Genomic DNA, 19,525 nt, shown 5'->3' on the forward strand with positions numbered 1-19,525 from the left:
CGTTGTCGGCTCAGCTGCCGAACGCGCCGCCCGCGCTTGTCTGGCGCGGCTGGACGGCCGGATCGCGCTGCTGGAGCTCGGCCGGGGACCGCCGAGGTGATGCTCGCTGGCCGCTACCTGCGAGCTCTATGGGCTGACCGACCGTGCCGAGGAGACCTCCGCATCGGTGCGGCCGCTGCTGGACGCGCTGGAATGGTTCGTCGAGGCGGACACCGCGGCGGTCGAGGCGGAGGGGCCCGTCCGGTGGGCCGGGTGAGGTCGCCTGCCGGCTTCGCGCCGGCGGGTACCGCCTCCTCGGCCGCGACGGATCGCCGAGACCGTCGAGGTGCACACCGCCAACCCGCGACTGCGCGACGTCGACATCCTGACCCGATGAACCGCGATCGACAGCAGGCGAAGGGACATCGCGGTGACCACAGCGGCGGAACGGGCGGACGCCGACGCTCGGGGCGAGGAAGTCACGCGCTCGTCAGATTCGGCCCCACCCTGCTGGGCTTCAGGCTCATGTCGGGCCGTCCGAGCGCCGCTGCCGGTCAAGTCCAGCGCGATGATCGGGTGTATGTCGGTGGGGGACAGTGTCGGCGAGTAGGACGGGTTGGAGGATCAGCATCGGTCGGAAGCGATCGTTGCGTTCCTGGGAGCGGGTCTGCCGTCGCCGCCGTCGTCTGCCGTCACCTTTCGCCGCCGTGGCCCACGGCGCGGTGGCGGCGCGGCTCGGAAATTCAATGGACGTCGGTACGGTGGTACACGTGGCTGCTGGTGGAACCGGGGAACGCGCGGACGCCGCCCGTAACCGTGCGCTTGTGCTGAGCGCGGCGGAACACCTGTTCGCGACGCGCGACCCGGACAAGGTGACGATGGAGGACATCGCCCGGGCGGCGGGGGTGGGGCGGGCGACCCTGTACCGGCGGTATCCCGACAGGGCTGCGATCGCGGTCGCACTGTTGGATCAGCACGAGCGTGTCCTGCAGGAGGAGCTGCTGCGTGGTGCGCCCCCGTTGGGTCCGGGTGCGACGCCCGCCGAGCGGTTGGCCGCGTTCTACGACGCGATGACGGTGCTGCTCGAGCGGCACGGCCACCTGGCGCTGGGGGCGGAGATCGGGCAGGTGCGGTACACGACCGGCGCGTACGGTTTCTGGCGGGCGCATGTGCACACGCTGCTGGTGGCCGCGGGGACGTCCGATCCGGAGATTCTGGCCGATGTGCTGCTCGCGCCGCTCGCGCCGGATCTTTACCGGTTCCAGCGAGTCCAGCGCGGCCTGTCCCGCGAGCGGATCAGCGCGTCGCTGACGTCGTTGGCGCATCGGCTGCTGTCGTCGACCTGAGTCCGCCGGCCGGCGAGACCGGGTAACTGACGTCACCACGTCGCACGCCCACGCCCGTGGACGGCGCGACGTGGCAGCGTTAGGCTCTTTAAGTGGACACGGCGTCCACTTAAGGAGTTTCGATCATGCACCTGCTGCACCTGGACTCATCCGCCCGGCGCGAGGGCTTCTCCCGGCGGTTGAGCGCCCGCTACGCCGAGGCCTGGCGGGCCGCGCACCCAGACGGCCGCTACACGTACCGGGACCTGGTCGCGGAGCCGGTGCCGTGCATCGACGAGGCGTGGACGCAGATCTGCGACATCGTCCTCGCTGAGGGCATCACCGACCCGCAGCGGCTGGCCGACGTGCCGCGCACCTACGCGCAACGCCGGGCGTGGAAGGTCGTCGAACCGCTGCTCACCGAGCTGGTCGACGCCGACGAGCTGCTCCTGGGCGTGCCGATGTACAACTACTCCGTGCCGGCGAGCCTCAAGGCATGGATCGACCAGGTCACCTTCCCCCGCGCCCGGCTCGACGCGCGCGTCGTGGTCGCCGGTGCCCGCGGCGGCTCGTACGGTCCCGGCACGCCACGCGAACCCTTCGACCATCATGAGCGCTACCTGCGGGACTTCCTCGCCGGTCACTTCGGCATCCACACGGTCAGGTTCCTCACGGTCGAGATGGTCAACGCGCTCATCGACCCGACGCTCGCCGGCTTCCGTGAGCTCCACGAAGCCTCCCTCGCCGCCGCGTGGGAGGCCGCCGCGTGGGAGGCCGCCGGGGGAGACGTCCAATGAACTGGCTCGTGCTCGTGCTCGCCGGGCTGGTGGAGATCGTCTGGTCGCAGAGCATCAGACCGACACAGAACTTCACCCGGCCGTGGCCCACCGCACTGTGCTTCGTCCTGGGCGTCGCCGCCGTCTATCTGCTGTCCCGGGCGATGCAGACCCTGCCCGTCGGCACCGCCTACGCCGTCTTCACCGGCATCGGCGCGGTAGGCGCGATCACCCTCGGCGTGGTCGTCCACGACGACCCGGTGTCCCCGTTGCGCCTGCTCGCCCTGGCGCTGATCGTCGCCGGGATCATCGCCGCCCGGCTCGCCACCGGGGAATGACCCGAAGCGCTTGCCTGGTTGCTCCCAGCGGCTGTCGCTCGCCGGCAGCACCCGACGGTTCGGCAGTTGGAGACCCATGACAGCGAAACCACGACCGCACGTCGGCGATCGCCGTGGACGGACCGCCGCGTACGCGGCGGCGGCGTGCGCCGCGCTGTTCGCCGCCGTCAACAGCTTCTGGGCGGCCGGTGGCACCGCCGGGTTGCACACGCTCGGAGGCCGCATCGAGGAGATGGCCCGCAGCGGCGACCGAACGGTACTGCTGGCCAACGTGGTCGCCATCGTGGCGAAACTGGCCGTGGCGCTGCTGGCGCTCGCGCTGGTTCGACCCTGGGGCCGGCGGATCCCCCGCCGGCCGCTTCGGGTGCTGGCCCTGTCGGCCGCCGCCCTGCTCATCGCGTACGGGGGACTCCAAACCGGTGCTGTGCTGCTGGTCGCCACCGGTCTGGTCACCCCGGACGTGCCGTGGACCTCGACCGTCCTGTGGTGGCGGCTCCTGCTGTGGGAGCCGTGGTTCCTCGTCTGGGGAGTGCTGCTGCTGATCGCCGCTCGGGCGGCTCGCGCTGACCGGCACCCCGACGCGGTGGGCGCTCAGCGGAAGTAGTCCGGCCGGCTGACGTAGGTGTCGGAGACGAACATGACGCCGGAGGTGTGGTCCAGCAGCTCCCGCAGGCCGGTGATCAGCGCATCGGCTTGTTCCTCGGGGATCACCGTGATGAGCAGGTGCAGCGTTGCCTGCTGGTTGAACAGCAGCCTCCCTTGATGGGGCCCGTGGTGGCCCAGGCCGGACACGCCGCTCAGGGCGGTGTATCCGGTTGCTCCGGCCGCCTGGATGAGGGCCTTCACGTTGGCGACCTCCTCACCGGCTACGACGACGTCGATTTTGATCATGCGGGTGAGGCCGGTCCGGTTCATCGGGTCTCCTGATCCAGCGGGTTCGTTCGGGTCCACGGTTGCCAGCCGTGCGGGGTGTGGCGCTGCCATGGCCGGCCGGGATGCTCCCGGGCGACGAGGGTGATCCATTGGTGGGTGGTCAGGCGGTGCAGGGCCGGATTGCGTTGAATGATCATCTCGACGCGGTCGAGCGGCGCCTGGATGACGGCGAGCAGCCGCATCGGTTCGTGGACGAGCCGTTCGCCGTGCGCGACGGACTGCCATGGCAGGCCGAGGCGGAGGTCGCCCTCGTGTCCGGAGAGGACACCCGCGCCGCCGACGGCGTTGTGGACGGTCTTCGTCCCGGCGCCGAAGATCTCGGGCTCGACGGTGGAGGCGAAGTACTGGGCGTTGATCCACTGCGCGACGATGAGCGGCGCGGTGAGGATCGTCTCCAGGGCGGTGCCGTCGGTGTCGGCGTCCGCGTCGTAGGAGTGCAGGAAGACCCGGCGCTGCAGGTCGAGTCCGCGGGTCATCGAGCGCGGACCGGCGATGAATGCCGCGTTGCCCGCGAGCCCCCACTCCGGGTACACCTGGGCCCAGTCATCCGCGCGGGTCCTGACCTGGCGCAGCACCCGGCGACCGGAACGGCTGCCGCGGTGCGCGAGCTCGGGCAGCGCGGCACCGCGCTCGACGGCGAGGGCGTCGCCCGCCCGGGCGAGATCCCGCGACACCGCCGCCACGGCGTCGCGGTGGCTGCCGGGAACGGTGTGGGGGTCCAGGACCGTGACGCGATCGGTGGTGGTGTCGTGCTCGGCCGCCACGAACCAGCTGTCGGACGGGATCACCAAGCCGCGTGCCGCCAGACCGTCGCGGACCTCTGGGTCGTTCACCACGGCGGCCGCGGTGCGCGCGTTGGGGCCACCCCGGTGCCCGCCACATGCGCCGCAGTCCAGGGCCGCCTGGTACGGGTTGTTCTCGGTGGTGCTGCCGTGCGCGCAGAGCACCACCACCCGGGCGAGGCGGCCTGACAGCCCGACGGTGCCGAGCAGTGCCTGGGCGTACAACAGTCGCTGCTCGAGCGGCACGGTCTCGTTGACGTCGAGCAGGGTGGGCGCGGACGGGGCGATGACGCGCAGCATGCGCCGGCGCAGGCGCGCGGTGGTGGCAGGCAGCGCGGTCCGGGCGGCGGCGAGCGGACCCGCCGCCCAGCCGGCGAACTCAGCCATGGCGAAGGGGCTCACCGGGGCGTCCTTGGCGGCGTGGAACGCGTCCGAGGCCGCGGCCATGCTCCGGCGGCCCCGCCGGTGCCGCCGGGCCGCCGCCGTGATCGCCGGCCGTTCGACGACGTGGTGGGCCGGCGAGACCAGCGCCGGGCACAGCGCCGGTTGGACGGCCCCGTCAAGGTCGCCGAAGCTGATCGACATGGCGAAGAACCCGGCGAACCCGTAGGTCTCGTAGTCCCCCTGCGCCTCCAGGTGCCGGCGCAGGCCCTCGGCCCGCACGTCGATGCAGCACACGACCTGGGCGGCCGGCCGGTGCGGCGACGGCGGCGACCCCGCCCCGGACAGTCGGCGCAGCAGCCGGTCGCGATAGTGGTGCTCGTAGGCCTCCAGCCACAGCAGGCCCGCCGGGGGAGCGGGATAGTTCGCGACGGCGGCGGCCGCCACGGCAAGCTGTTCGTCGGTGGCCCGGGCGCCGAGCTGGGCGGCGAGCGCCGCGACGCGCTGCCGCGGTGCCGGCGGCGGCTGCGGCACCTGCGGCGCCGGGGTCGCGTCGGTCGAGGACGGCGCGTCGGTCGAGGACAGCAGGAGCGACTCGTAGGTGAGTCGCATCGCCAGGTACTCGACCAGGTCGATCCGTCCCTCGTGCTCGCCGTGCCAGCGCACGTGCGCGGCCCAGCCGGGCATGCGGGTCAGGTCCGCGCGCAGGTATGCCAGCCGCTCGTGCGAGGCGACGCCGAGCCGTTCCAGCGCCGCGGCGAGGGCATCCTCCGCGCGCTCGGGCAGCCCACGCAGGGCGGCGCGCACGGCCCTGGGCAGCGTCGTGTCCCGGAACGCCAGGTCGCGCCACGCCGCGTAGAAGCGGCCCGTGGCACCGGGCATCGGCCAGGCGGCACCGTCGCTGAGGAAGGCGGCGCACCAGCGGGTGGTGTACGTGTCGACGGTCCGGGCCACTGCCGGTGCGCCGTGTTCGCTGCGGGTGTGGTGACCTCGACGAGGGCGCCCGGCCGGCGCCGCGGTCAGCAGCTCCAGGCGCAGCAGGTCCGACACAGCCACCCACGTGTGGTCGATGCGCACCGGTGGGACCGACGCCAGGTCGGGGTAGCGGTGCACCAACGCCGCGGTCACGTCGGCGTCGGTGATGCGCCCCGCCCGGTATGCGGTCCGGAACACCTCGTCGGACGGGATGCCGCGCGCGCCGTACCATTCGCCGCTGCGTGCGACGGCATCGGCGAACGGGAGCGTCTCCAGGCCGTGCAACGGGTTGACGGCGATGAACGAGTGCAGCGGATGGTGCACCGGCAGGATCCGCGCAGCCAATGCGACGGTGCTGCGGAGCGTGGTGTGGGCCGCCGGTGCACCGGCCCGCGTCGACATCGTCATGACAGGGTCCCTACGGTGATCGGGTCGGTGATGGTGCGCGACCGCGCCACGGCGTCGCCGTGCCGGGCCGGCGCCGGCCGCAGCCGCCGGCCGCGGTCGGCCGTGAGCAGGTTCGTGTAGATGGTCTTGTGCCAGGAGGCCAGGGCGCCGCTGCCGCGGTGGCGAAGGACGCCGACGGCGGCCGCGGCGGCCGCGACGGCCGCGGTCACGATGCCGGCGCCCGGCAGCTCGCGGTCCGGTAGGGCGAGCAGCACGGTGGCCGCGTGTGCGATCGCCACGTACGCGAAGGCGGCCATGGCCACGGTGGCGGTGATGCCGAGCGCCCCGGCCGGTGTGGCGCGGCGGCGCAGCCAGCCCCAGCACACGGTCGTCGCGCTGGCCCAGACGAAGACCGCCAGCGCCGGACCGCCGGGGTAGGGCCGCCAGGCCTCGGCACCGGCGACGGCGATCGCCGTCATCAGTGCGGCGGCCAGGCGGAGGGCACGCACCCGCCCCGGCCGTGCCGCCTCGTACGGGATCTGCCGCGCGTGCCGTTCCACCGCGGAGCCCGACCCGAGAAACAGGGCCGCCTTGTACAGACCATGCCCGACGATGTGCAACACCGTGATGGCGTGCCACCCCAACCCGGCGGTCATGATCATGAAACCCATCTGGCCGATCGTCGAGTACGCCAGGCTTCCCTTCACGTCGGGCCGGACCAGCATCATGGCCGTGCCGTAGACCAGGCTCGCCGCGCCGGACGCGACGGCGAGGAACAGGATCGCCGGGGCGCCGTCGGTGATCGCGGCGCTGCGCAGAAGCAGGACGCCGCCGCCGTTCACCACTCCCGCGTGCAGGAGCGCGGACACCGGGGTGGGCGCGGCCAGGCTCGCCGGCAGCCACCGGTGCCATGGCACCTGCGCGCAGCGGGTGAGGGCTGCCACGACGAGCAGTGCGGTGATCACCGCCGCCCACCCGCCCTCGCCGGACGCTGCCGGCGGCGTGTCGTGGCGCAGATCGACCGGTCCCCACCGCAGTGTGGCGGCGGCGACCCCGGTCCACAGGGCGGCGTCGCCGACGAGGAATGTCCGCAGGGCGCGCCGGGCGCCGTCGCGCGCCGACGGCAGCTGCGGGTAGGTGCGCAGGAGCAGCACCAGGCCGACGCCGGTGGCGGTCCAGCCGGCCGCGACGCTCACCAGGGTCGCCCCGGTGACCAGCGTGCCCGAGCCGCAGGTCAGCAGCCCGGTCGCGGCAACGAACCAGCCGCGGCCGCGGTCGCCGCTGAGGTACCGGCCGGCGAACGCCTGAGCCATCGCGCTGACGCCCGCCACGAGCATCAGCAACAGTGCGGCCGACCGGTCGGCGTACCAACCGAACCACGCGGTGCCCGGGTCCCGACCGACCACCGCCTGGACCGGGCCGTGCGTGACAACCGCGGCGGTGAGCACCATCGTGCAGGCGAACAACGCCGCCGCGACGCCGGCGCCCACGGCGCCGATCGGTCGTGCCGCCCGGCCGCGGGCGACCACCACCGCGAGGCTGACCACGCCCGGCAGCAGCACTACGGCGATCAACAGCATTGACAACATGCGACCTCATCCCTGCATCGATGGGGTGTAGTACGTGGGCGGCGGCCAGGCACACCGGGCGCGCCGCGCAGGCGCCGGCCGGTTGGGTGAGCTGTCGACGTCTCGGTCAGCTCGGGCAGCTGGCCGGATCCAGTTCCGAGCGCCGGCGTTCGTCGTCGGCGCCGGTCGAGGCGACGATGGTCACCGACTGCGGGTCCGGCCCCGGTCGGTGCTCGAGCCCGGCGATGGTCAGCGCTGCCTTGACGGCCACCGTGGCGTCGGTGCTGTAGTGCACGGTGAGATCCGCCTGGAGACTGCCGTCGGCGGCAAAGGCGGCCCGGTCCGCGGTGGCGGTCCAGAACAGATAGGACACCAGCTCGCCGGGGTACCGCTGATGCGCCGCCTGCTCGATCTGCTGCCGTGCCGCGGCGACGGAGTCGCCGTGGGCGGGCACGGTCCTCACCCCGTACCGGCGCAGGGTGCCCAGCGCGAGCTCCATGCGCTGGCGGGCGCTTGCCGTACGCAGCCAGCACGGCGGCGGGGATCCGGAGCCGGGGGCCGGCTGGTACTCGCACTGCCGCAGCGGTGGGGCCGGCCTCTCGGCGTACGCCATCTCGTCCACGGTCGCCTCCTCCATGTCCCGGCGACTCGGCAGTCGCCCGGGCTGGCATCACGATCGCACGAAACGCATAACATGTGAACGAATACGCGAAACAAAATTCGTGATACGTAAGTCACATGTAGGGCTGCGTCATGCCGTGGTGGCGGTGTGCGGCCGGCAGCGGCCGGGTGGACGGCGACCGGATGGGTGGCGGGCGGGTGCCACGCCGGCGGCTGAGCTGCGCAGGTCGCCGCGCTGTGCGGGCCGCTTGCCGTGGAGCCGCTGGTCACCGCCTGCCGGGCCCGGACGGATCCCGGTGGTGGTGCCGGGCCTCAACGTTGGACTCCATGGAGAGCCCATGCATCGGTGTCCTGGGCTACTCCAGCCGTCCTGCTGGTCATCGCCGCCAGCTGCGGCCTCTTCGGCTGGTACTTCGGCACCGAGGGGAACGACTCGACATCGCCGGCGTCACGTTCGGCGCCGGCAACGTAGTCGCGTCGCACGGCTACGGCGACGGTAAGGCTGCGCAACGGTGCCGGTCCGTGATCACCGCGTGCTGGTGCATCGGCGTCAGCATCGCCGACGTTGCCGGCGCGCCCTCGGAGGTTCCGACGCTCTCGGAACCCTCCGACGCGCCGACGGGCGATCATCGGTGATGGCGCTCCGCGCGGGGCCCACCTCGACGGCGGCCGGCGCGGCGAGTTCACCGCGCTGGCCGCCAGTCTGTACCCCAGTGTGGCGACGCTGTCGATGACCAGCTGCTCGTCGCTCCCGGCTGGATGCTGCCGGCGCCGATGCCCCTGGTCGACGTTACGCTGCACCGGCGCACGCCACCACCCGCGTCAGGTCGTGCCGGAGCGGAGGCGTTCGTCATCCGGGCCCGGCCGTGCACGGCGATTGGACGATCGCGGCCAGCGCCCCGGCGGCGGCAGGGAACCGTGACCTCCAGGTGCTCGGCGTCGCGGAACGGTCGCTTTGATCGTGGTCGCGACCCGTTGGAACTGGGTGGGCAGCACCGGCGTCGGCCTGGTCGAAGACGGCGACGCTGGAAACGCCGCGCTACGACGACGTTCCCGCGCTGCCGACCGCGATGGCCGCCCTCACCATCAGGGCGCATGGTCGTCCGGTGGTCGTCGAACTGCGCGGCGAGCGTCCACCGCCCGATCCGATGGCGCTGCTGCTCGCCGGCCAGCGCAGCGCCATCCGCATCTGCATCCGCGACCCGCGATGGACCTGGATCGTCACCGAAGCGCTCGTCAGCACCGCCGACGAGGTGGCGACCGGGCAACGAACACTGCTCAGTGCGACGGACGCCGTCCCGCCCGGCTCGGCCGTCATCGCCGATCTCGGCAGCACCGTGCTGTCGGTGCCCACCGAGCCCGCCCCCGCCGGCTGAGCACCACGACTCGAGCACTTTCGGCGCTGGCCTCGGCAGCCCAGGTCGATCGGGGCACGACACAGCCAAGGCCCACCTGGCCGGCGCGCACGATCGGGTAACCCCAAGCTCAGCCGCCGAGCTTGCGGTGCCACCGGCGTCGGGGCGGGGACGGGCGGCGCGGGGGATACGACGAGCACTTCGGGGCGTTGGGTGCGGGCCGCCAGCCATGCGGCCGGCATCCCGGATGCCACCCGGCCCGCGGCGTCGCGCCGTGCGAGCAGCGTGAGCGCTTCATGCCGCCGACGACGCAGATAATCGTTGAGGACGCCACGTACTCGGAAGGCCAGTTCGTGGCGGTCAATGCCGATAGGTTCGGCACGGACGACACCGGCCAGCCGGGCGCAGTTGGTGGAGATGCGCTGGAACCCCGCGGTGGTGCGGTCGTCGTCCACGAGGACCAACGGCGCAGGTGCAGGTGTTGGTAGGCGCCGAGGGCGGCATCGACGTGTCGCAACAAGTCGTCGGGATCCGGGTGCCGACCGGGACGGCTGTCCCGACTGCGTTCACGGGTCACCGCTCGACGACTGGCGTGCATCGGGAAGGCACTGGTCGGTGCGGGCAGCAAGGTGTCAGCGGCGCCGTCGAGCAGTCGCGCCTGCCCGCGGTCGAGGATCAGGACAAGGTGCCGGGGTTCGGAGGTTGTCTGTCTCGCGGCCGTGCAGCTCAGCGCGGGAGTTGTAATGCGCCGCTCCTCTTGCGTGGCGTGATAGCCGGGTCACACGGCGCAAGTTCGATAGGTAAAGATACGTCTATGTCTTTGCGTGTCGGTGTGGTGGTTGCTGTGGACATCGGGGCCGCCCGGATGAAGGTGGCCTACGCCGATGCCGACGGTGTGGTGCAGCTGGTGCGGTTCGAGCGCGAGTTGTGGTTGCCGTCCGGTGTGCAGGTAGAACCGGACGGCAGCCTGCTGACCGGGGCTGCCGCGATGCGCCGGGCTCGGCAGCGTCCGGAGGGGTACATCGCCGACCCGATGGGGCGGTTGACCGCGGACACCGTCGAGGCAGGTGGCGTCGTGGTGCAGACGGCGGATCTGGTTGCGGCGCTGCTGCGGGTGGCGTTGGCCGGGGCGGTGCACGCTGCTGGTTCGCCGGTGGGGGTGGTGCGGGTCGTGACAGCGGGGGCGTGGGGTCCGCGTCGGCGGGGTGCGTTGCGCACCGCGTTGCAGCGGGCCGGTGCCGCTGACGCGGAGCTGGTTGCGGCGCCGGTCGCGGTTGGCTGGCATCTGCTGGCTGGTGGGGCCGACCTGCCTGAGCAGGCGATCGTCACGGTCTGCGATCTCGGTGCCGGGTTCACCGCGTCGGTGCTCGCGCGCACCGGTGACGGTTTCGAGGCCCTGGCTGGTGTCGAGGCGTCGGACGGTGGCGGTGATGCGATGGACGCCGCGGTGGCGGCGTGGCTTTCGCCGCCGACGTCGCCGGACGGTGTGGTGTCGGCGGCGGCTGCTGCGGAGGCGGTGGTGTCGGCACGGCTGGCGAAGGAGGCGTTGTCGGCGGCGCCGACCGTGCTCGTGCCCGGCGCGTCGGGGCAGGTGGTGTTCGGTGTGCCGCAGCTGCGGCAGGCGGGCGCCGCGGTGCTGGACCGGGCGGTTGCCGCAGTCGTGCAGGCGATCGAGGCGGCCGATGTCGGCCGTGAGCATCTCGGGCTGCTGGTGTGTGTCGGTGGGGGAGCGCGGTCCCCGGTGGTCGCTGACGCGTTCGCTGACGCGGTCGGGGTGCGGCCGGTGACGGTGCCGCAGCCGGATGCGGCGGCGGTGCTCGGCGCGGTGCAGCAGCCGGTCCCGATCGAGGACGGTGTGCCGGTGCCGAGCGGGCGGGACGCCGCCGGTGCGGTCCTGGCGGCGGCGGGTTCGGTGGCGTTGTTCGGGCAGTTCATGTCCGGCACGCAACGGTACGGGCCGCTGCGCTCCATCCAGGAGGGCTGGCTGCTGGCCAACTGGAGTGGGTTGTGTCTGGCCGCGGTGCTCGCTGTCGTTGCTACGGCGGCGGGTGCGTCGTGGCTGCACATGGCCCGGTACGCGATGCTGCCGGAGACGCCGCCGGACGAGCGGCTCGGCCGGCGACTGTATGGGGTGGCGTTGGCGGCGTCGGCGGTGGTGGGGCTCGGAGTCTGTGTTGGTTACGCCGTCATCGCGGTCGGCTCGTTCGAGGTGCCGGCGGGACCGCTACTGCGCTGGTCGGTGCTGGCCGCGACGCCGGTCGCCGCGGCCGTGGTAGTGGCTGGGCTGCTGGTCATTGCCAGGCCGTTGCTGGTGCAGCGATCGTGGCAGGCGTGGTTCCGGTTCCCGGTCACCGTCGTCGTATTGGCCGGGGTCGGCGGGTACCTGATCGGCTATGACGTGACGGACTCCCCGCACGTGTTGCGGCTGTTCGACTGGTGGTTGCAGCAGTACATCACGGAGCCGCGGCAGCCGATCGGCCCCGTCGGTCGGCTCGGCGCAGCGTGCCTGGGTGTGGCGGTGGCGTTGCTGATTGCCCGCCGGGGGTGGATTCGAGTGCTGACGGCGGTGCCGCTGGCGTTGCTGACCGCGACGGTGTTGGCGTGGCGGTCGACCGGTCTGATCACTGCGGTGTTCGGTGCGGTGGTCGCCGGGTGGTGGCTGTGGCGAATCCTCGCTGCGGTCGGTGGTGCCGCGCTGCAGGTGCCCGCCCCATCCGCCGCCGACCGTCCACCGGCCGCTGCAGCAGGTGCGGCAGCCGGCTTCGGCGCGGCGTGGGCGCCACCGCCGCCGGCCAAGCCGCAGTCTGGGGCCGGGACTGCGGAGCGTGGGTGGTGAGCGGTCTCGGTTGGGTGGTGCGGCAGCTGGTGCGCGCGACGCTCGGGGCGGCGGTGCTGGTCCTGGTCGTGGCTGGGATGCCGTGGCTGCTGTTGGTGGTGACTCGGCGGGTCCTTGCTGATCCGCCGGACGTGGCGACGTTGGTGGACGAGCCACTGTCCGGAGCGCTGCTCGTGCTGCTGGCGGTGGCTGCGGCGTGGGCGGTGTGGGGGTGGCTGCTCGTCGGTGGAGTCCTCGAGGCCGTGGACCGGGTGCGGCAACCGACCCGCCGGCGGCTGCGCACACCCGCCCCGTTGTATGCGTCGGTCAGTGCTGTGCTCGGCACAGTCGCGCTGCTGTTGGACGGGTTCGTTGTCCGCGCCGCCGCCGCGCCGGCGACCAGCGGCCCAGTCGCTGGCCCAGTCGCTGGCCCGGTCGCAACGTCGTCGCCCGCCGACGGTGGCCGCGGCGCGGACAGCGCAGCGTCGGTGGCCGGTGGCGGGTTCGACGTCGGCGACAGCGGGTGGCTGCCGCTGCCAGCGGCCGCCGCAGGAGCCGTCGCTGCCTGGATCTGGGGGCAGCGGCGCCGCCACTACCAGCCGCAGCCGCCGCGCGGCGCGCACCGCAGCGACCCGGACCTCGCTGAGCTCGCCGGGCTCGCCGAACATGCCGGGCTGGCCGAGCGTGCCGCATCGGGCGACGCGGAAGGGCGGGTCACGATCGGTGTCGCGGACGGCCGCTGGCTGGACCTGGCCGACCTGCCGCCGGGTGGGGTGCACCTTACCGGCGCCGGCGCGCCCAGCGCTCTACGCGGGCTGCTGGTCACCGTGCTCAACGCCGCCGATGCCGGCAACATCGACGGTCCGGTAGTGGTGGTCACCGCAGGTGACCTGCGGTGGCTGCTCGGCGTCGAGCTCACCGACGTGCCCGGGCTGTACGTCGTCGATGACCCGGATACGGTTGCGGTCGTCGCGGCGAACCTGGCCGCCGCGGGGCACCGCGTGCTGATCGTCCGCGGCCGGACCGGTCACCTGGCTGCGGGCAGCGGCGGCCGGCGTGCCGGCCTGACCGTGGTCACCGCCGGCGTTGCTCCATCGTTGCCGTCGTGGCAGGTGCACGCGGACGGCACCGTCACCGCCGCCAGCGCACGGCTCGCGGTCCTCGACGCGGCTGCCGCCGCGGTCATCTTCGCTGCACGGCAACGCGCCACCCCGACGCGGACAGTGCCTGTCCGGGCTGCCGCGGTCGGCACCGACACGTCCGGACCTGCTGACACACCGCCAGCACCAGCTGCGGCGGCAGGTCCGCGAACGGCCCGGCGCCTCCACATCGCCGTGCTCGGCCAGGTGACGCTCACATGCCGCGCGGCTAACGGCGCCGTCACGCCGGTTGCAGTGCGGCGGACCGCAAGCCTGCACCTGCTGCTGCTCCTCGCCATCGATCGCGGCGGCCGCACCGGGGACGACCTTGCTGCAGCGCTGTGGCCAGAGCAGCCGGTGCGTACCGGGACCCGGCGGTTCGCCACCAGCCTGTCCGAGCTGCGCCGGACGCTGCAGCATGCGACCGGCGTCGACGTCATCCGCCGCGTCGCCGCCGTTGCCGGCGGCAGCAGCTACCGGCTCGACCCCGCGTATGTCGAGGTGGACCTGTGGCAGTTCCATGACCTGCTCGACGCGGCCGACGCCGCCACCGGCGCTACCGCACGCCGGTCGCTGCTGCAGCAGGCGGCAACCTTGCACCGCGGTGAGTTCGCCGAAGGACTCACCGGCGCTTGGCTGGACCCGGCACGGGAGACCACCGCCCGGCACTGCATCGACGTGTTCACCTACCTCGCCGCCGGCGAACCAGACCACGGCGCAGCGCTGGCCCTGCTGCACCGCGCGACCGGCCTCGCCCCGGACAACGAAACCGTCGTGCGTGACGTGCTGCGTCGTCACGCCACCGCCGGCGACGTCGACGGCGTCCACCGCGTCTACCACGCCCTGCACGAGCGGCTCGCCGCCAGCGGCGACACCCCGCAACCGGCAACGACCCGACTGTATGAGGAACTCACCGCCGTCGGCCTCGCCCAACCGGCAACGGCCGGCGCGGCCGTGCCAGAACGGACACTGCAATGACCGACACCATGGCCAACCCCATGGCCAACGCCAGGCCGGCACCGCCGGATGTGCTCGTCGAATACGACACGACCGGCTATCCGCAGCTGCCACCGACTGCACCACCGCCTCGAGTGATGCGCCCGCCCGGCAGTAGCACACCCGGTAAACGCCGCGCCCGGCCCGGCATCCGTGCCGTCGCCGGCGCGGCCGTCGTGCTCCTCGTTGCCGCAGGGGCGGTCCGCTGCTCAGGGATCGGACCGACCGAATCACCGGAAGGCCTCGTACGGTCGGTGTTCGCGGCGCTCATCGCCCACGACGGGCAGCGGGTCAAGGAACTCGGCGGATGCGACCCCAGTCCGCTGTGCACGGCGGACGGGCTCACCACCGGCTACCAGGCGCCGCAGGACCTCGCCATCATCGCCACTTACCGTGACGACGACCACCGCCTGTTCAAGGTCCGGTACACCATCGGCGGTACCGTCGCCGAGGACACCGTCAGGGTCAGCCGGTACCGCAGAGGCCTGCTCGGCCACCAGTGGATGATCACCAAACCGCCCGGGGCGCGACTGGACCTACGCACCGCGGCCAGCGACGAGCTGCACGTCGCGGGTGTCACCGTGCCGGCGAGCCCGGTCGACGACTTCACCGCGAAATCCCGGCCGCCGCTATTCGCACCACCCGGCGCTTACACCGTCACCCTCGACGCTGACGCGCTGTTCGCCGCGACCGCGGTGACCGTGCCTGTCGCAGGTGAGGACCCACCACCGACGATCATCACCCCGGCGCTGCGTCCGGACCTGCAGGCGCTGATCGAGCAGCAGGTCCGCGAGCGGATCACCTCCTGCGCCGCCCAGCACGAGTTCCACCCGTACACGCCGCAGTGGCGGTCCTTCGTCGAGACGTGCCCGTTCCAGGACGACCCGCCGTCACCCATCGCGAAACCACCCACGTGGACCATCGAACGGCTCCCGAAGATCGCCCTGACCGTCAACGAGCAGGCCATCATCAGCGTGCGCACCACACAACCCGGGATCGCGGTCATGCGGTATCAGTGGAGCGTCGACATCCTCGAGCCGCGCCAATGGACCGAAGCCAGCAACAGCGTCGAGATCAGCATCACCGGCAAGGTCGGCGTCAAAGACAACGCGCCTTACTGGATCGGGTGACGACCCCACCGCGGGCATCGACCTGCCGTGGGGGAGTACTGGCCGGATAGCGATCGGGCATCGACGCGGTTGCGCCGCTGCCCCTGCAGTGATGGGCGGTGCCGTCCCACCCGGCGGCACCGCCCATCACTGTCGTGTGACCCCGGTGGGACCTTGGTGTGACCTCGTGTGACCTCGTGTGACGGCGTGTGACCTGCGGATCCGTTCCGACGGCGGCCGGTGGCCGCGACGCTGGACACGACAGTCGCCGAGCGCCGGGTGCTGAGGTTCCTGGTGCGCGCCGCCGAGACGGAGGTCTGGATGCTGCCCGCCCGAACCAGGTCGCTGCCGGTACGGTCCCGCCCATCGCACGGTGCCGTCAGGCTCCTGCTGGGCGGGGTGACCGCCGTGGTCGGGGTGGCGTGCATCGCTGCGCTGCCGTACCCGTTGTGGCTGATCGCGGACGCCTGCTGGCACAGCATCGACTGGGCCGAAACAATCGACCAGCCGTTCAACGCCCCACTGCTCGTCCTCGCCGCGGTCGCCGCCGCCTGGGCGTACTGGTGCTGGCTGCTGTACGCCACCATCGCCGACACCGTCGCGGTGCTACGCGGCACCGGCCAGACCCGGCTGCGGCTACCGGTCCCGTTGCACCGCACGGTCACCGCCGCCGCAGGACTGCTCGGCACGCTCCTGCAACCGGGCATCGCCGCGGCCGGCACGACGAGCTCGACCACGCCTGCACTGCAGGCCCAGGACACCACCCACCTGCCGACCGCCACCATGGCTGCCACCCCGACCGCAGCGGCGGTGTACGCCGCACCGCTCGTCGACACGGCCGCGGGTGAACCCGCCATCTACGTCGTGCGCCGCGGCGACGCCCTGTTCCACATTGCCCGCACCCAACTCGGCGACGCGAACCGTTGGCCGGAGATCTACACCCTCAACCGCGGCACCCGCTTCGCCAACGTCGGCGGCACCTTCACCAACCCGGACGTGATCTACCCCGGCTGGCGCCTCAAGATCCCGGCCCCACCGGCACTGCCCACGGTGCCACCCGCCGACACCACCACAACCGTGCAGCCACCGGCGCCCGCAGACACCGCGACCACGACCGCTGCCGCAGCACCCACGCAGCCCGCGACACCGACCAGCACCAACGCCGCCCCAGCACCGGTCGCGTCCACGACCTTGAGGCACCAGCTCACCGACCTGCTGCCGTGGCTCGCACTGCTCGGCATCCCCGCGCTCATCGCACTGCTGCGCCGACGCCGCCGCCCACACAAGGTCCCAGCCGGCCGGAAGCCGGCGACGACACCGGCCGCACCCACCGACCCGACACCCACAGCCGCCCGACGCTCGCCCCGCGCTGCGACACCACCGCCGGCCGCTGCGCAAACCGCCGACGCCCGCGACGCCGTACGCCAACTCGTCGCCAAAGCTTTCCGCGACGACTCGCCTACCGACGTCATCGTCCCCCAAGCGACACTGCGCGACCTGCTGCCCGAGCAGCAGACACCAGTCGACCACACCGCGCTCACCGTCACCGACACCATCGACGAAGCGATCATGACGATGGAGGAACAGGTTCTGCACCGGGCACGGCTCGTCGCCGAACACGACGCCGACGACTACACCGACATCCGCGACCTCGAAGCCCTCCGGCCGGTCACCCTCATCACCCACGCAAACCAGCACCAACGGGCCCGGATCACCGCAGCCTTGGAACAGGACTACGACGTCAAGGCGGTCATCCTCGACGAGCCCACCCCCACCAGCGAAACGTCCGGCAGCGCAGCACCCGTCAGAACTGAACCGACGACCGCGGCAACTGCGGTAACGACTAGCGTTGTTGCGGCACTGGTTCCCGCCAACGACACAGCGCCACAGAAAGTCCAGGTGCGGGTCATCGGCGACGTCGCCGTCCTCGACCGGCACGGACGGCCCGTCCCCGGCATGCGCGGACGCGCCAAAGAAATGCTCACCTACCTGGCCGTACACCGCGACGGCGCCGAACTGCCCGACATCATGGAAGCGCTCTGGCCCGACGCCACCGTCCCCCGCGCCACCGAACGCCTTTCCACCGAAGTCGGAAACCTCCGCCGCACCGTACGCAGAGCCGCCGGCGACGGCAGCATCCAAGCCGTCCACAACCCCGGCGGCCGGTACATCCTCAACACCGACGTCCTCGACATCGACGCCTGGCAACTCGCTGACGCACTCACCACCACACCGGACAGTCCAGGCCGAGAAGCGCTCCTGCGCGCCGCCGTCGCCGTGCACACCGACGAACTCGCCGGCGACGCACCCTACGCGTGGATCGAAGCAGCGCGGGAACGGTGCCGCCGCCAAGGGATCACCGCACGACAGCAGCTCGCCGACCTCGTCGCCGCCACCAACCCGGCCGAGGCCGCAGCCCTCCTAGACGCCGCCGCCGACATCGACCCGTACAGCGACACCCTCGCCCAGGCCGCGATCACAGCGTCCGCCACACTCGGCGCCACCGACGCCGCCACCCGCCGCTACCAGCAGCTCCGAGCGGCACTCGCCGACATCGGCGAACAACCCGACCCGGCCACAACCACCCTCGCCGAGACGGTGCTCGGACCCGACGCAGTAACCGCCGACCACGACGAGGTGGCGGCATGAACGCAACCCACGACACCCGTCACATCACGGCTGGGCCCGCCACCGTCGCCGGGCAGCACGATGATGAGCTGCGCAGACTACGCCTCATCCAATGGACGTTGCGTGGCGCGCTCGCCTTGGCGCTCGTCGTCAGCATGGCGGCCAACATCCTGGCCGCAGCACCCGACCCGGTCGCCCGCAGCATCGCCGCCTGGTCACCGCTCGCCCTGTACACGGCGATCGAAGTCATGACCCGGGTACCGGTCCGCAACCGGCTCCTCGGCGCCATCCGCATCGTCGCAACCGTCGCCATCGCCGTCATCGCCGGCGTCACCAGCTACCTACACATGGTCGGCGTCGGCCAACGCTACGGCGAAAGCTGGCAGGTCGTATACCTGCTCCCGATCAGCGTCGACGGCCTCGTCACCGTCCTCACGCTCAGTCTCCTCGACATCGCCTCACAGGTCCGCAGTGCCATCGTCAGAGCCGCAGCAGTGCAAAAGCACCAGTCGATCATTCCCGTGGTGTCCGACTCAACATCGATCGGCGGTAGCGCAACGCAGGCACAACGAAACATCGATGCCGATGAAGGCGGCGACGTGGCAACGTCAATGTCCGGTAGCACCGGGCAAGACGCAGAAGCGTCCAGAAGGCCGCTGGGCACTCGCCGCCCAACCGGACGAGCGCGGGCTCAACGTGCAACACCGCCCGTGCGCGTGAGTGAAACCGTCGCACTGCCCCCAGAACTGGAGCCCCTGCTCCAGCCCGCGACTCAAGTGCTGCAGGAACTGCAAGCCGCCGGCAGGCCAATCACAAGAGATTGCTTTGCAGCCGCGCTCCGAGACGCAGGTCAACCACTACGCAGCGCGAAAGTGACGCTGCTATTGGCAGCTGTCAGAAACCAACACGCGCAGCAGAACGGCTCGTGACGGGAGCGCCGCGATATCGTCGACCATCCGATATGCCGCGAGCTTTGTTTGACGGATAACGGTGCGGGTGTTCAAGGGGGGACATTAACCCCCACCCATAGCATCCCTGCCTGAAGCGGGGATTCATGTGGACTAACCTATAGGCGAGACGCCGGTAATTCAACTGTCAAAGTTGAGTTTTGATTGCCCGTACTATTGTGATCTGGCGCACGAGTGCGCCTGAGTCGATAGCGGCCGCTCGTACGCGCGGATGGTCGCGTTGGTCGACTGTGCCGCGGACCCGTCGGCGCTGCTCAGCTGGTGCATCGCGGCCGATGCCCCGCTGTGGGGGCGGACCAGCTACTCTGCGACCGATCAAGATTCTGGTGCGTCCGAGGGCAACACGACCTCGACTTTCAAGTCGGCTGCATTCACTACGGTGAACGACTGGCCCAGCCTGGCTCTATGGATACAGCCATTGGTCAGTAGTAGCGAGCCGGAATGGGCCAC

At 71.8% G+C, this 19,525-nt stretch carries 14 protein-coding genes and 1 pseudogene; 10 read left to right on the top strand and 5 right to left on the bottom strand.

What is annotated here, in order from left to right; genetic code table 11:
* The first annotated feature begins 749 nt into the window (after positions 1–749).
* From OP18_RS21015 to OP18_RS21030, 4 genes are all read left to right on the top strand, one after another.
* Entirely contained in the window at positions 750–1,325 is a 576-nt protein-coding gene (locus tag OP18_RS21015; RefSeq protein WP_245635478.1) for a TetR/AcrR family transcriptional regulator, read from the top strand.
* Positions 1,326–1,450: 125 nt separating this feature from the next.
* Positions 1,451–2,101, top strand: coding sequence for an FMN-dependent NADH-azoreductase (locus OP18_RS21020; protein WP_052387056.1), 651 nt, complete (start codon positions 1,451–1,453; stop codon positions 2,099–2,101).
* Positions 2,098–2,418, top strand: a complete 321-nt coding sequence (locus OP18_RS21025) for a DMT family transporter (protein ID WP_033360687.1) — start codon at positions 2,098–2,100, stop codon at positions 2,416–2,418. The genes OP18_RS21020 and OP18_RS21025 overlap by 4 nt, the downstream gene beginning before the upstream one ends.
* A gap of 76 nt (positions 2,419–2,494) precedes the next feature.
* Positions 2,495–3,022 (top strand): DUF3995 domain-containing protein, encoded by a 528-nt coding sequence (locus OP18_RS21030; protein ID WP_052387057.1) that lies wholly within the window; start codon positions 2,495–2,497, stop codon positions 3,020–3,022.
* Here OP18_RS21030 and OP18_RS21035 read toward each other — a convergent pair.
* From OP18_RS21035 to OP18_RS21050, 4 genes are all read right to left on the bottom strand, one after another.
* Positions 3,010–3,333, bottom strand: coding sequence for a DUF190 domain-containing protein (locus OP18_RS21035; protein ID WP_033360688.1), 324 nt, complete (start codon positions 3,331–3,333; stop codon positions 3,010–3,012). The genes OP18_RS21030 and OP18_RS21035 overlap by 13 nt on opposite strands.
* Complete coding sequence (locus tag OP18_RS21040; protein WP_245635479.1) at positions 3,330–5,897, bottom strand: DUF2309 domain-containing protein; 2,568 nt, start codon at positions 5,895–5,897, stop codon at positions 3,330–3,332. Before OP18_RS21040 ends, OP18_RS21035 begins: the two co-directional genes overlap by 4 nt.
* The gene (locus OP18_RS21045) at positions 5,894–7,456 is read right to left on the bottom strand and encodes a proton-conducting transporter transmembrane domain-containing protein (RefSeq protein WP_052387059.1); all 1,563 of its coding nucleotides are present in this window, start codon (positions 7,454–7,456) and stop codon (positions 5,894–5,896) included. The genes OP18_RS21040 and OP18_RS21045 overlap by 4 nt, the downstream gene beginning before the upstream one ends.
* Positions 7,457–7,571: 115 nt before the next feature.
* The gene (locus tag OP18_RS21050) at positions 7,572–8,066 is read right to left on the bottom strand and encodes a hypothetical protein (RefSeq protein ID WP_156089671.1); all 495 of its coding nucleotides are present in this window, start codon (positions 8,064–8,066) and stop codon (positions 7,572–7,574) included.
* A gap of 1,105 nt (positions 8,067–9,171) precedes the next feature.
* Between OP18_RS21050 and OP18_RS60720 the strand changes: the two genes are divergently transcribed.
* Positions 9,172–9,441: a hypothetical protein gene (locus tag OP18_RS60720; protein ID WP_033360690.1), complete on the top strand. Its 270-nt coding sequence runs from the start codon at positions 9,172–9,174 to the stop codon at positions 9,439–9,441.
* A gap of 245 nt (positions 9,442–9,686) precedes the next feature.
* On the opposite strand, the pseudogene OP18_RS62585 reads toward OP18_RS60720, so the two are convergent.
* Positions 9,687–9,875: pseudogene (locus tag OP18_RS62585) on the bottom strand (hypothetical protein); the annotation flags it as partial.
* Positions 9,876–9,892: 17 nt separating this feature from the next.
* Here OP18_RS62585 and OP18_RS21060 point away from each other — a divergent pair.
* The 5 genes from OP18_RS21060 (at position 9,893) to OP18_RS55295 (ending at position 19,036) form a co-directional block, all read left to right on the top strand.
* On the top strand, positions 9,893–12,256 hold the full coding sequence (locus OP18_RS21060; RefSeq protein WP_156089672.1) for an Hsp70 family protein: 2,364 nt from the start codon (positions 9,893–9,895) through the stop codon (positions 12,254–12,256).
* A gap of 806 nt (positions 12,257–13,062) precedes the next feature.
* Positions 13,063–14,352: an AfsR/SARP family transcriptional regulator gene (locus OP18_RS58675; protein ID WP_162189816.1), complete on the top strand. Its 1,290-nt coding sequence runs from the start codon at positions 13,063–13,065 to the stop codon at positions 14,350–14,352.
* On the top strand, positions 14,349–15,500 hold the full coding sequence (locus tag OP18_RS21070) for a hypothetical protein (RefSeq protein WP_156089674.1): 1,152 nt from the start codon (positions 14,349–14,351) through the stop codon (positions 15,498–15,500). The genes OP18_RS58675 and OP18_RS21070 overlap by 4 nt, the downstream gene beginning before the upstream one ends.
* 219 nt (positions 15,501–15,719) lie before the next feature.
* Positions 15,720–18,128 carry a BTAD domain-containing putative transcriptional regulator gene (locus OP18_RS21075; RefSeq protein WP_033360694.1) on the top strand — a complete coding sequence of 803 codons (2,409 nt, stop codon included), beginning with the start codon at positions 15,720–15,722 and terminating at the stop codon, positions 18,126–18,128.
* A complete protein-coding gene (locus OP18_RS55295; RefSeq protein WP_081970949.1) occupies positions 18,125–19,036 on the top strand; it encodes a DUF2637 domain-containing protein in 912 nt (303 codons plus the stop codon). The genes OP18_RS21075 and OP18_RS55295 overlap by 4 nt, the downstream gene beginning before the upstream one ends.
* The last annotated feature ends 489 nt before the right edge of the window (positions 19,037–19,525 follow it).

The sequence above is a fragment of the Dactylosporangium aurantiacum genome (assembly GCF_000716715.1).
Classification (GTDB): Bacteria; Actinomycetota; Actinomycetes; order Mycobacteriales; family Micromonosporaceae; genus Dactylosporangium; species Dactylosporangium aurantiacum.

Bases quoted from the DNA above. Each gene is read 5' to 3' on its own strand.
- OP18_RS21020 (WP_052387056.1), top strand. From the start codon at position 1,451: ATGCACCTGCTGCACCTGGACTCATCCGCCCGGCGCGAGGGCTTCTCC.
- OP18_RS21025 (WP_033360687.1), top strand. From the start codon at position 2,098: ATGAACTGGCTCGTGCTCGTGCTCGCCGGGCTGGTGGAGATCGTCTGG.
- OP18_RS21030 (WP_052387057.1), top strand. From the start codon at position 2,495: ATGACAGCGAAACCACGACCGCACGTCGGCGATCGCCGTGGACGGACC.
- OP18_RS21035 (WP_033360688.1), bottom strand. From the start codon at position 3,333: ATGAACCGGACCGGCCTCACCCGCATGATCAAAATCGACGTCGTCGTA.
- OP18_RS21040 (WP_245635479.1), bottom strand. From the start codon at position 5,897: ATGACGATGTCGACGCGGGCCGGTGCACCGGCGGCCCACACCACGCTC.
- OP18_RS21045 (WP_052387059.1), bottom strand. From the start codon at position 7,456: ATGCTGTTGATCGCCGTAGTGCTGCTGCCGGGCGTGGTCAGCCTCGCG.
- OP18_RS21070 (WP_156089674.1), top strand. From the start codon at position 14,349: ATGACCGACACCATGGCCAACCCCATGGCCAACGCCAGGCCGGCACCG.
- OP18_RS55295 (WP_081970949.1), top strand. From the start codon at position 18,125: ATGAACGCAACCCACGACACCCGTCACATCACGGCTGGGCCCGCCACC.